At 39.1% G+C, this 12963-nt stretch carries 13 protein-coding genes; 1 reads left to right on the plus strand and 12 read right to left on the minus strand.

Annotated elements, in window-relative coordinates; all coding sequences use genetic code 11:
* Genes FHS59_RS07645 through FHS59_RS07655 form a run of 3 tightly spaced genes read right to left on the minus strand, consistent with a single transcriptional unit; the run spans nt 1 to nt 4615 of the window.
* Nucleotides 1–1158, minus strand: a complete 1158-nt coding sequence (locus FHS59_RS07645) for a DUF4249 domain-containing protein (protein ID WP_184494574.1) — start codon at nt 1156–1158, stop codon at nt 1–3.
* Nucleotides 1158–3896: a TonB-dependent receptor gene (locus FHS59_RS07650; RefSeq protein ID WP_184494575.1), complete on the minus strand. Its 2739-nt coding sequence runs from the start codon at nt 3894–3896 to the stop codon at nt 1158–1160. The genes FHS59_RS07645 and FHS59_RS07650 overlap by 1 nt, the downstream gene beginning before the upstream one ends.
* Nucleotides 3893–4615, minus strand: coding sequence for a hypothetical protein (locus FHS59_RS07655; RefSeq protein WP_184494576.1), 723 nt, complete (start codon nt 4613–4615; stop codon nt 3893–3895). The genes FHS59_RS07650 and FHS59_RS07655 overlap by 4 nt, the downstream gene beginning before the upstream one ends.
* A gap of 109 nt (nt 4616–4724) precedes the next feature.
* Here FHS59_RS07655 and FHS59_RS07660 point away from each other — a divergent pair, with 109 nt between their 5' ends.
* Nucleotides 4725–5633: a sugar phosphate isomerase/epimerase family protein gene (locus FHS59_RS07660; protein ID WP_184494577.1), complete on the plus strand. Its 909-nt coding sequence runs from the start codon at nt 4725–4727 to the stop codon at nt 5631–5633.
* Here the strand turns inward: FHS59_RS07660 and cysM are convergent, their stop codons facing one another.
* The 9 genes from cysM to rpsD form a co-directional block, all read right to left on the minus strand.
* Nucleotides 5634–6512 (minus strand): cysteine synthase CysM, encoded by an 879-nt coding sequence (gene cysM, locus FHS59_RS07665; RefSeq protein ID WP_184494578.1) that lies wholly within the window; start codon nt 6510–6512, stop codon nt 5634–5636.
* Complete coding sequence (gene epsC, locus FHS59_RS07670; RefSeq protein ID WP_184494579.1) at nt 6499–7344, minus strand: serine O-acetyltransferase EpsC; 846 nt, start codon at nt 7342–7344, stop codon at nt 6499–6501. The genes cysM and epsC overlap by 14 nt, the downstream gene beginning before the upstream one ends.
* Before the next feature lie 22 nt (nt 7345–7366).
* The gene (locus FHS59_RS07675; RefSeq protein ID WP_184494580.1) at nt 7367–7912 is read right to left on the minus strand and encodes a hypothetical protein; all 546 of its coding nucleotides are present in this window, start codon (nt 7910–7912) and stop codon (nt 7367–7369) included.
* Nucleotides 7893–8180 (minus strand): FtsB family cell division protein, encoded by a 288-nt coding sequence (locus FHS59_RS07680; protein WP_184494581.1) that lies wholly within the window; start codon nt 8178–8180, stop codon nt 7893–7895. Before FHS59_RS07680 ends, FHS59_RS07675 begins: the two co-directional genes overlap by 20 nt.
* 94 nt (nt 8181–8274) lie before the next feature.
* Nucleotides 8275–9552 carry a phosphopyruvate hydratase gene (gene eno / locus FHS59_RS07685; RefSeq protein ID WP_184494582.1) on the minus strand — a complete coding sequence of 426 codons (1278 nt, stop codon included), beginning with the start codon at nt 9550–9552 and terminating at the stop codon, nt 8275–8277.
* A 22-nt stretch (nt 9553–9574) separates the two neighbouring features.
* Nucleotides 9575–10672 (minus strand): glutamine-hydrolyzing carbamoyl-phosphate synthase small subunit, encoded by a 1098-nt coding sequence (gene carA, locus FHS59_RS07690; protein WP_184494583.1) that lies wholly within the window; start codon nt 10670–10672, stop codon nt 9575–9577.
* A 118-nt stretch (nt 10673–10790) separates the two neighbouring features.
* Nucleotides 10791–11321 (minus strand): 50S ribosomal protein L17, encoded by a 531-nt coding sequence (rplQ, locus tag FHS59_RS07695; protein WP_184494584.1) that lies wholly within the window; start codon nt 11319–11321, stop codon nt 10791–10793.
* A 6-nt stretch (nt 11322–11327) separates the two neighbouring features.
* Entirely contained in the window at nt 11328–12317 is a 990-nt protein-coding gene (locus tag FHS59_RS07700) for a DNA-directed RNA polymerase subunit alpha (protein ID WP_184494585.1), read from the minus strand.
* Between the two features lie 38 nt (nt 12318–12355).
* Nucleotides 12356–12961 (minus strand): 30S ribosomal protein S4, encoded by a 606-nt coding sequence (gene rpsD / locus FHS59_RS07705; RefSeq protein WP_074226896.1) that lies wholly within the window; start codon nt 12959–12961, stop codon nt 12356–12358.
* Nucleotides 12962–12963: the final 2 nt, after the last annotated feature.

Here is a 12963-nt window from a genome sequence, read left to right on the forward strand (position 1 = left end):
CTACTCTTCCCAGAAATCAGGTTTTACATTTGATCCTCTTAGTGTGCAATCCACACATCTCCTTTCAGCCTTTTGAAACCCTATTGGATCGTAGCAGGTATCACAAAATATTGGAACTGCGGGCATATACCCTCCAGATTTAAAAGCCACTTCATAGTCTTTAATTAAAATTGTATCTGGTTCGACAAGACAACCAAAATATTCAGGAACATCTAGCTTAGACCAAGGAATTACATCTCTGAAGTCGATCCAAAGTCTTTCTTGTTTCACTGTCCCCAAACTCACGAACCCAACTACAGGGGCATCTGGATTTTGATCATTCTTGATGTTGCCACCTATATTTGATGGCAAAGGGCTAAAAATAGAACCAAGGTCATCCGTATTTTTTCTCATGACTTCCCAGAATTCGGAGGCATTTTTATCTAATGCTTTTTGGGAAATCAGGATACTATATCTTACTGTTAATCGCTCATCTCCTGTAGGTATTTGAGCAATAGATTGTCTAAATACAAATTGATCCTCAAATCTTGAGGATGTCTCCAAAATTAAATCCGAACTCAGTTGATCCCGATAGCAAAGACTCGTTTGATTTTCTTCTGTTGCCAATACCACTGTTTTAAGATCTGGATCATATCGATAAGCTGTAGGGAATTTTGGTCGGAAAGCATAGGTTTCCTGATAAGTCCAGAGAAAATCATCTGCATTTTCATCACCTTTTGTAGTCAGGTAGACCTCTATTCCATTTTCGTTTCTTTCAAAACCCACATCGATGATTTCCGGTGTCAAAATCGGCTTTAGCAAATCTGATGAATAGCTATTTCCATCATTGGTGAAGATTCGCAATCGATAATTTTCTTGTTCCGAAATGTCTTGAGCAAACTCAAACCTACCACTATCTAATGGGGTCAGTGAAAATTGATTTCCAGATTCAGATTCCAAAAACACATTCGCCTCAGGAAATGTCTGTACAAAGCCTTCTTCAGTATTGATATTTCTGGTATAACTCAATTTCAGGACACTCGGGATTCCTTCTGTATCCAAATACCCTTCGACCACCAAAACCTTCTCATCTGTTGGCTCTATTTCAGGCTCAAAAGGCTCCCGGCAACTAACAGCCAAAATCAATATTATCCAGTATAAACGTGAAACCTTCATCATCAAAACCTAAAATTATACGTGATAAATGGGATTGGCCTTGCAAAAATAGAAAGCTGGTATCCTCTTAATTTTCCTCCTTCTGGCACATAATAGACAGAATAAGGGTTGCTTCTTCCCAGCAAATTGTAAACTCCAAAAGACCAAGAAGCATGAGCCAATTTCCTTACTTTATGATTTCCTTCCAGATTAACTGAAAAATCCATTCTGAAATAATCCGGAATTCTATAAGCGTTTCGATCAGAGAAATAAACTCTTTCTGATCCGGCATAATCAAATTTAGAAATCGGTAGTGTTATCGGACGACCTGTGCTATAATTCAGGTTGAGCGAAGTATTTATCCTTTTACTCAATTCATAATTTGCAACTAACACCACATGGTGCGGCTGGTCAAAATTGCTGGAATAAAAATCCCCATCATTAATCTTTTCCACACTTGGTTCATCCGAGGTTTTCATGAGAGACCTAGAATAAGTGTAGGCCAAAGATCCCTTTAAGGCACCGGTGTTCTTTTTAAGTAAAAACTCAACCCCATAAGCTTTGCCATCAGAATTAAGCACATCCTGCTCGATGTCATCGTTCAGAACAATTTTTGCTCCTGAGCGATAATCAAGCAAATTATTCATGTATCGATAATAAACCTCTGTAGAAAACTCCAACTTGTTATTTGCCAGGTTTCGGTAATACCCAACAGAGCCTTGTCCACCGGTCTGAGGTTTAATATAGCTGTCACTTAACTTCCAGGAATCAGTAGGTGAAATCGAAGAAGAGTTAGACAAAAGGTGAATATTTTGGCGCATGGTGTTAAAGCCAATTTTCACAGAAGACTTATTATCCAATATATATCTCGCAGATGCTCTGAATTCAGGGCCATGATAGGTTTTGACATTTTCACCTTTCCCAAAAGTCTTTTCACCGATTACGTTACTTTCCGTGATAGGAGCTCCATCCACATATTCATTGATGGTCATTGGTCCCAACATCTGGTATAACATATACCTACCACCATAACTCAAAGACAGCTTATCACTCAATGTAAATTCATCTCCAAAATACACGGAGATTTCCCTTGCATTTTCTTCCTGAAGTTGATCCTCGATGACAATCGATTCTGGGCCATATGGTTTATTGACTCCAGGGTTGATGGCGTATTGGATCCCGTGAATACCGAATTTAAAAATATGATTGCTGTTTTTCCTGTATTCAAAATCCGCTCTCGCAAATAGCTGGTTGACATCAAACCCAAAATCAAATGAATTTAAAGGATTATCCTGTCCAATGATTCCGAACTGGTAGCCATCTTTTCCAACAGTGAAATTCCCTTCCAACTGGTCATTAAAGAAGTGTCTCCAACCTAAAGACAGGTTTAAATTTTTGTAGGAATATGCTGTATCTGGATCAAAACGGAAATCATCCTGACTTAGATAGCCAGAAAACTCTAGGATGTTTTTGTCATTTAGATTATGCTGCACATTGAAATTCACATCATAAAAGGAAATTTTGCTTCCGTTTAGGTCAGCTTCGTCTTCCAGTAATTTCAGTGCCCAATCTGAATAGGTCGTTCTTGCTCCGACAATAAAGGTAGTTTTATCTCCTACCGGGCCTTCAAGGCTTAGTCTGCTTGTTAAAATCCCTATACCTCCGGAACCACCGATTTTGTCTTTTCTACCAAATTTCGGATCGACTTGAAGAACGGAAGATAATCTTCCACCATAATTAACCGGAATAGAGCCTTTATATAACTCTACACCTGATACTATATCAGCGTTGAATGCTGAGAAGAAACCAAAAGCATGAGTTGGATTAAACACTGTAGAATTTCCGTAAAGAATCAGGTTTTGATCTGCAGCTCCACCTCTCACATTAAAACCTGTTGTGGCTTCACCAACGGTATTTACTCCAGGCATGGTAAGAACTCCCCTCAAAACATCCACCTCGCCCATCACGGCTGGTAATCTTTTCACTTCTGCAATACTGATCGATTGCACTCCCATGTCCAGTTTATTGATGTTGGAAAGAGCTCCTGAGCTTACTACTACTTCATCTAAAGACATGATGGTCTCTTCAATACTCATATTAAGGACTCCATCTCCTCTTAAATCTATTTGTCGCTGCTCTTGAAATCCACCGATATTTTGTACCCAGATCGTATGTCTTCCTTTTGGAAGCGTCAGTTGGTAACGGCCATTTCTATCTGTGGCTACTTGTGTATACTTTACTTTTTCCAAAACCACTGCTCCATTCATAGGATTCCCAGACTCTATACTGGTTACGACCCCCGAGAGCACCGCTGTGCTGGATTCTGGATTATCAGAAGCTTTACCAATTACAAAACGCTTGTTTTTTTCAAATTCGCCTAAGGAATCTCCGGCGTTGACCAATAATTCTTGTCGCTCTTGAATCTTAAAATACTCCTCCGGAAAATCAATTAAAATCCGATTCCCTTTTGACACCCAAATTCTTTTGGAGCTATCAATTGAATAGGTTAATCCTGAGTTCAAGAAAATCTCATCCAAAATCAAACGAATCTCGGAATTAGAAGCTTGGAGGTTTACTTGGATATTTTCAACATCAGATTCTTTATAAAAAAACTTATAGGGAGTTTCAGATTCCACTTTCTCCACAAATCGCTCAAAGGACATTCCCAGGTAAGTGCCAGTTAGCTTAGTAGATGTATTGGTTTGTGCAAAACTTCCAAATGTCAACAGGATTCCAAAAAACAGCAGGTAAAGATGTTTCATTTAACAAATCCTTTAAATTCCTCCGCTTGATTTTCCCTAAAATCCGCCAATTCCAAAATGTATTGTTCCTTCTCCAAGGCAAAATAAACGTCTATTTGCTTCATGTGCTTTTTTACCTCTCTTTTGCTTAATCCAAGACTTTTAATAGCTTGTTTCTTTTTTCTAATCGGGACAAATTCCCCATTGAACCAATAAAAATATTCGTTATCCTCAACGAATTTGTAGGGGTATTTTCCCACCTCTTTGGTAGCTTCTATGATTTTGTAGTGCTTTTGTAAGACTTTAATCTCTCCGTCTTTCTTTACTTGATAAAACCCATTATTATGATGGGGATAGGAATTATTTCCTTCAAACCTCCTGAAGATATGATCCTTGTCCAGCTGAAACTCTTCGATTTTTTCGGATTTGATCAAAATCTTCTGTTTGTAAATAGGGTGAAAAGTGACAACTACGTCGGCATTTTCATCATATAACAACTGTACATCTGTATAATCAATCTTATTGATAGAAAGCAAGCCCTCTTCAAATACTCTTTTTTCGAAATACGGATGACCTTCATAATTGAGAGGAGCTTCTCCATATTGGCCACCAGTAATTAATTCCTGAAAGTATGGGAGTTGTTCTTTATACAGGGAAATAAAAGGCTTGGACTGAGCAGAAATTTCTGCAGTCCATATAAAAAACAATATAAAAGGCCCGAAAAAGTTTATTTTTAGCATAAGATCACTACGATACTAATTCTGTTTTGATTCTGATTTTCAGGGAATAATATAAGCGGTAAATTAAAAAGATAATCGGAAGTAATTTGACTAAAACCATAAACCTAAAATGAAACGAAGAAACCTTCTAAAATCCATTGCCCTCGCCCCACTTACGTTGACTACCGGAGTCACTTTGGCAAATCCAAAACCAAAAAAGAAGGCTGATTTTAAATATTGCCTTAATACCAGCACTATTAGGGGCCAAAAACCAACTCTACCCGAAATGATCAATATCGCTGCTGAGGCAGGATATGATGGGATGGAAATATGGATCAATGAAATTGAAGGATATGTATCCTCAGGCAAAAGCCTGGCTTCATTAAAAAAGCTTTTTTCAGATGCGAAAATTTCACCTTTCAATGCAATCGGATTTGCACCTTGGATGGCACAAGATCCTGAAAAGTCCAAACAAGGGTTTGCTCAGATGGAAAGGGAAATGGGCATGCTTGCAGAAATCTCCTGTGTAAGAGTTGCTGCACCGGCAATTGGCGCAGAAGGACAGATTAATGTTGAAGATTCAGCTGAGAAATTTAATCGATTGATCGACCTTGGAAAAAGAATGGGTGTTATGCCCCAACTGGAATTCTGGGGTTCTTTTGGCCCATTTCATAATTTAAGTCAATGTCTATCAGTGGCCGTGGCAGCTAATAATCCTGATGCAAAAATACTTCCTGACGTTTATCACCTTTATAGAGGTGGATCAGGATACAACGCTTTAAAACTTCTGAGTGGAGATGCTTTTGATGTCATCCATGTGAATGATATCCCTTCAGGAAAACCACGCGAAGAACTTGCTGATAAAGACCGTGTTTATCCAGGAGATGGCATTGCTCCTTATCAGGAAATTGCAGATTTGCTTGACCAGATGGGAGGAACAAAGATTCTTTCTTTGGAGCTATTCAATGAAACTTATTGGGCTCAAGATCCCCTAGCAGTCGCAAAAACCGGTATAGAAAAGATTAAGAAGTTTTTCTAATTAACCAAAAAGATCAGAACTCAAATATCGATCGCCACGATCACAGGTGATGCAAACGATTAGTCCTTCCTTCAAATTTTTGGAAAGTTCTATAGCTGCATGAAGTGCTCCTCCGCTGCTCATCCCAGCGAGAATGCCTTCTTCTTTGGCCATTCGTCTAGTCATCTCCGTGGCCTGATCTTGACTGACATCTATCACTTGATCTACTCTAGATGGATCGAATATTTTTGGAAGAAACTCAGGAGACCACCTTCTGATACCAGGAATACTTGATCCATCTGTAGGTTGGGTACCTACAATTTGGATGGAAGGATTCATTTCTTTCAAATACATGGACACTCCCATAATAGTACCTGTTGTTCCCATTGCTGAGACAAAATGAGTGATTTCCCCATCCGTCTCATTCCAAATCTCAGGACCAGTGGTTTTATAATGGGCGAGATAATTATCAGGATTAGCAAATTGATTCAACATAAAATACCCTTCCTCCTCTTGCATTTTTTCAGCTAAGGTTCTGGAATATTCAATTGTTTTAGCCGCAGGAGTCAAAATCACTTTGGCACCATATGCCTCCATGGAAAGGACACGCTCCTTGGTAGAATTATCAGGCATGATTAAGGTCATATCCAAACCTAGAGTTTTGGCCACCATAGCCAAAGCAATTCCGGTATTTCCACTAGTAGCCTCTACCAATTTATCACCTGCTTTAATGTCACCACGCTCCAGAGCGGATTTAATCATATTGAATGCTGCCCGATCTTTTACAGACCCTCCCGGATTTTGGCCCTCCAGTTTGCAGAGGATCTGAACATTGGGATTGGTAGGGATTTGATCAAGTGAAATAAGTGGGGTATTTCCAATCAGTTCAAATAGCTTCATCCTGGTCATTTTTAAAAATGTATAAATCGGTTACCGCAGTATCAGTGTGATACATTTGAGTTTGATAGTAAACTTTGCTTCCTGCAGGCACACTTTTCGTCAACCATACGTTTCCTCCGATTACGCTATTCTCTCCTATGATGGTCTTTCCTCCTAGTATTGTCGCACCAGAATAAATCACAACATGGTCCTCGATGGTTGGATGCCTTTTGATATCTGCATCTGCCTTATTCACACTCAAAGCTCCCAGAGTTACCCCCTGATAGATTTTGACATGATTTCCAATGACAGTGGTTTCTCCTATTACTACGCCAGTTCCGTGATCAATGCAGAAATATTGACCTATTCTCGCACCTGGGTGAATTTCAATTCCAGTTTTACTGTGAGCAAACTCTGTAATTATTCTGGGAATCAATGAAACTCCGAGTTGATGAAGTAAATGCGCAATTCTATAAGCTGCAATTGCATAAAATCCCGGATAGCTTCGCAAAATTTCAGTTCGTGATTTTGCAGCGGGATCTCCAGCGAAAATCGCTTCTACATCCTCCTGTATCCAATCGTAGACCCTTTCCAAACCTTTAAAGAAATCCCTTGCGATATGGTCACCATCCCCTGAATGTAAGTGTAGATTGCGAGAGAGAATAGAGGCTAAAGTCTTTTCCAGATTTGAAAATTTCTCTTCAATCAGCTCTTTATCTTTTATTTTCTCAGGAGCAAATTCAGGAAAAAGAAGTCCCAAAACTTCCTCAAAAAACTTCTGAATCACCTTAGGGGAAGGGCAATCTGAACATTCCAGATGAGCTTGGTGAATTTTGGAAATAAAGGAATTCATAGTTGAGGATTTTGCCCACTAATTAAAGTACAAAACCAACCCTTATCACATAAGGTTCACTGTAAGGTGATCTTAAGTTATCGTGAAGGACATTGTATAAAAAGGTGAAGTTGGCACCTCCTCTAGGTCCAAATGGAGCAAAATAACCACCTCCAAGGAAAAGAGAATTAGCCCAGATCCGTTCAAAACGATCCGCTAAAATATTATAATTATCAAAATTGATAGTCTCTAATTCGGCATGAGCAAAGATATTGGGAAGTACATTGTAGCGGGAAAACACCCTACCTCCATAAGAGGAAGTCTCTCCTCCAATATATCTTCGATCATTAAAGTATTGATATGTCAAGCCAACTCCGGATGAAAACCTGGGAGTAATCATCACTCCTACCAAAGGGGACACATCTAATAAAGTGACAGTACCAAACTGCATTCCGAAATTACCTCCGAAGTACAAACGATCTTTAAACGCGATGGAATCTTGGTAAATCTCCCGTTGGGCAGTTGCCACAAAGTGCAGCGAAAAAACTAATAGAAAAGTGACAAAAAACTTATTTTTCAACAATAACATAGAGATCTTCAGTCTTCTTCTTCATGAGATATTTTTCACGTGCAAACTTCTCCAAAAGTTCAGGATTACTCATCAATTCTTCCCTTTCAGCTTTTATTATCTCTTTTCTTTCCTGATAAAACTCCTTTTGATCCTCTAATTCTCCCAACTTACTGCTTAACCTAAACTGATTTACAATATTATTGGAATCAATAAAGGACATCCAAAAAATGAAAAAGATCATTCCTAGCACGTAGAAGTTTTTGGTGTATTTGAGGTATTTACTCATGAGTTTTCAAAAAGATTATCTTTTAGCCAAGGTACAAAAATGATGCAAAAAAAAGCAGTCCAAAAAGGACTGCTTTAAACTTGGTTATTGAACCTTATTTTTTTGGAAAATAAGCTGTATCAGCAAGTAATTCCTCGATTCTTAACAATTGATTATACTTAGCCATTCTATCAGAACGGGAAGCAGAACCAGTTTTGATTTGACCACAGTTACAAGCTACTGCTAGATCAGCGATGGTTGAATCTTCAGTTTCACCAGATCTGTGTGACATTACTGCAGTGAAACCTGCCTTGTGTGCCAAATCAATAGCATCCAAAGTTTCAGTTAAAGTACCGATTTGGTTTACTTTGATCAAGATAGAGTTTGCAGACTTCTCTTCGATTCCTCTTTTTAGGAATTTCACATTGGTCACGAAAAGGTCATCTCCTACCAATTGAACTTTATCACCAATTTTAGCAGTCAACATTGCCCATCCTTCCCAATCTTCTTCAGCACAGCCGTCTTCGATGGAATCGATTGGATATTTCTCAGTCAATCCAGCCAAGTAATCAACTTGCTCAGCTCTTGATCTAACTTTTCCAGTTTCTCCTTCGAATTTAGCGTAGTTATATTTTCCGTCTTCAAAGAATTCAGAAGAAGCGCAATCTAGAGCGATAGTGATGTCAGATCCAGCTTTGTAACCAGCTTTTTCGATAGCATCTAGGATACAAGCCAAAGCTTCTTCAGTACCACCAGAGAAATTTGGTGCAAAACCACCTTCGTCTCCTACTGCAGTACTCAAACCTTTATCATGAAGGATTTTCTTCAAATTATGGAAAATCTCAGCACCCATTCTCATCGCTTCAGAGAATGAAGGAGCGCCAACTGGGCGGATCATAAATTCCTGGAATGCGATTGGAGCATCAGAGTGAGAACCACCATTGATGATATTCATCATTGGTACAGGTAGAGTTTTCGCGTTTACACCACCTACATATCTAAACAAAGGAATACCCAAATCATCAGCTGCAGCTTTGGCTACTGCCAAAGAAACACCAAGAATTGCGTTTGCTCCTAATTTTGATTTTGTATCTGTGCCATCCAATTTGATCATCAAATTGTCTATTCCTCTTTGATCAAAAACTGATTCACCGATCAATTCAGACTGGATGATTTCATTTACATTTTCAACTGCTTTCAAGACACCTTTGCCAAGGTATTTACTTTTGTCTCCGTCACGAAGTTCTACGGCTTCATTGACACCTGTAGAAGCACCACTAGGTACTGCCGCACGACCAAAAGCACCAGAGTCTGTCAGTACATCTACTTCGATAGTAGGGTTCCCTCTGGAGTCTAAAATTTGTCTTGCATGAATTGCTTGAATTAATGTCATAGTATTAAAAGGTTATTGAGATTTAATTTTTATTGATTAAAGAAATAAACTCATCAAAAAGATAACGTGAGTCGTGAGGACCTGGAGAGGACTCCGGGTGATATTGGACAGAAAATGCAGGTTTGTTTTTCAACTTGATACCAGCCACGGTATTGTCATTTAAATGAACATGCGTGATTTCTACATCCGCATTATTCTCAGCATCTTCTCTAGTGATATTGAAACCATGGTTTTGAGAGGTTATCTCACTTTTACCAGTGATCAAGTTTTTGATTGGGTGATTCAAACCTCGGTGACCGTGGTGCATTTTGTAGGTAGAAATACCGACTGATTCTGCCAAGATCTGGTGACCTAAGCAGATTCCAAAAACCGGCTTACCAGTATTCAGGATATCTTTTGTAGTTTCTACTGCATATTCCATCACAGCAGGATCACCTGGACCATTTGAAAGGAAATAGGCATTTGGAGACCAAGCTTCCATTTCAGCAAGTTTAGTTTTTGCTGGGAATACTTTGCAGTAAACACCGCGATCAGAAAGATTTCTAAGAATATTCTTTTTGATACCAAAATCAAGGCATGCTACTTTAATGCTGGAGTTTTCATCGCCGACAAAATAAGGCTCCTGAGTACAAACCTGAGAAGATAATTCCAAGCCATCCATGTTTGGAACTTTATCAAGTTCTGCTTTTAAGCCATCAAGGTTTCCTTCAAATTCAGAACTGATGATTGCATTCATTGCACCTTTGGAACGAAGATGTCTTACCAGCTTTCTGGTGTCCACATCTGCAATTCCAGTGATTTTATTTTTCACCAAATAATCCTGAAGAGACCCTGATGCATCTATTCTTGAATAGATATCAGAGAAATTATTCACCACGATTCCGGCTACTGTAGGGAAATCTGATTCCACTTCAGAGTCGATCACCCCATAATTTCCAATATGAGGAGTGGTAGTTACTACAATTTGCCCGGTGTACGATGGATCGGTGTAAATTTCCTGGTAACCAGTCATACCAGTATTAAAGCAAATTTCGCCGCCATTGGTACCGGCATTTCCGATGAGGGATCCATGGAACACAGTTCCATCCGCTAAGAGTAAAGTCGCTTTTTGTCTAATCATTTTCTAGAAAGTTGCCCAAAGTTAAAGATTTATTGGGAAGGAGAATAAATGGATGGGGTATAAAAAAAGGATTGAACGAAAGTCCAATCCTTTTACAATATCTAAGTCGTTAATCAACTTATTTTTCTTCAGTTTCACCTTCAGTTGAATCAGCAGAAGCTTCTGGAGCTTTTGGCTCTTCAGTTTTAGCTTCAGCAGCTGGTGCAGCAGGAGCATCAGCAGATTTACCAGTACCTCTACGAGATCTTCTGGTAGTCTTCTTAGCTGGTTTCGCATCCTTCAACATTAATTCATTAAAGTCTACAAGCTCAATAATACACATCTCAGCATTATCACCTAGACGGAATCCAGTTTTGATAATACGAGTATAACCTCCTGGACGTGTACCTACTTTAGAACTGATTTCACCGAAAAGAGCGATGATAGCCTCTTTGCTTTTCAGGTAAGAGAATGCAATTCTTCTGTTATGAGTAGTATCTTCTTTAGATCTTGAAACCAATGGCTCCACATATTTCTTCAATTCTTTAGCCTTGGCAAGCGTAGTTGAAATACGCTTGTGAAGAATCAGGGAAGTTGCCATGTTGGAAAGCATGGCCTTCCTGTGAGCGGCTTTCCTACCAAGGTGGTTAAATTTCTTACCGTGTCTCATCGTTATTTATTCTTCATCAAGTTTATACTTAGAAATATCCATCCCGAAGGTCAGACCTTTCTCTTGGATCAGTTGCTCCAGCTCAGCAAGAGATTTCTTACCGAAGTTTCTGAATTTCATCATGTCAGAAATTTCAAGTTTGGCAAGATCTCCTAGAGTCTTCACATCAGCAGCTTTCAGACAGTTGAATGCACGAACAGATAGATCTAGATCGCCCAAAGATGTCTTCAACAATTTTCTCATGTGCAAGAACTCCTCGTCAATTGGCTCTGGTTCAGCGATTCCTGTGGAGTCAAGGACCATAGTTTGATCAGAGAACAACATGAAGTGTTGGATCAGGATTTTAGCAGACTCCTGAAGTGCTTTCTCCGGGTGGATAGAGCCATCAGTAGATACTTCCAGAATCAACTTTTCAAAGTCAGTTTTCTGTTCAACACGGGTATTCTCAACGCTGTACTTTACATTTTTAATAGGAGTAAAGATTGCATCGATGGCGATTTGCCCGAATACCTGCTCTTTTGGTTTGGATTCTTCAGCTGGTAGATATCCTCTTCCTTTTTCGATAGTGATCTCGATCTCAAAGTTTTTAGTCTCGTCGATATGACAGATAACCAAATCTGGATTTAAGATTTCGAAAGAAGAAGTGAACTTAGCAATGTCCCCTGCGGTGAACACAGACTGATTTTTGATTTCCACTGTGATTTTTCCGTCAAATGCTTCATGCACTTTCTTGAATCTCACCTGCTTCAAATTCAAAATAATATCGGTCACATCTTCAACAACACCTTCGATGGTAGAAAACTCATGCACCACTCCTGGGATTTTGATAGAAGTGATGGCATAACCCTCCAGCGAAGAAAGCAAAATTCTTCTTAGGGCGTTACCTATAGTAACTCCATAGCCTTTTTCTAGTGGTTTGAAAGTAAACAAGCCATGGAAGTCGTCGGCCTTTTCCATCACCACTTTTTCGGGCATTTGAAATGCTAGTATGGACATATATCTTGTTCTTTTTTTAAAAGCTGAAAATAGTAAAATTACTTAGAGTAAAGTTCGACAATGAGTTGTTCCTTGACATTCTCTGGAATATCATCTCTGGAAGGTACACTGACGAATTTGCCGGACAAAGAAGCGCTATCCCACTCTAACCAGGAATATTTATTAGCACCTCTACCAGCCAAACTATTGGTAATAGCTTCCAAAGACTTAGATCTTTCTCTTACGGAAACAATATCACCAGGCTTCAAAGAATAGGAAGGAATGTTTACTACTTCACCATTTACAAGCACGTGCTTGTGAGAGACCAATTGTCTTGCACCTCTTCTGGTTGGAGCGATTCCCATTCTGTAAACAGTGTTATCTAATCTAGCTTCAAGAAGCTGAAGTAGGTTTTCACCGGTAATTCCAGATTTTCTGGAAGCAATATCAAACATCTTAGCGAATTGTCTCTCCAACACTCCGTAGATGTATTTTGCTTTTTGCTTTTCAGCAAGCTGAATAGCATATTCTGATTGCTTCTTTCTTCTACCTCTACCATGTTGTCCTGGAGGGTAGTTTTTCTTTTGAAGCGCTTTGCTATGCCCTTCGATAGGCTCACCAAATTTTCTGGCGATCTTTGCTTTAGGACCTGTATATCTAGCCATTC

The sequence above is a fragment of the Algoriphagus iocasae genome (assembly GCF_014206875.1).
Lineage (GTDB): Bacteria > Bacteroidota > Bacteroidia > Cytophagales > Cyclobacteriaceae > Algoriphagus > Algoriphagus iocasae.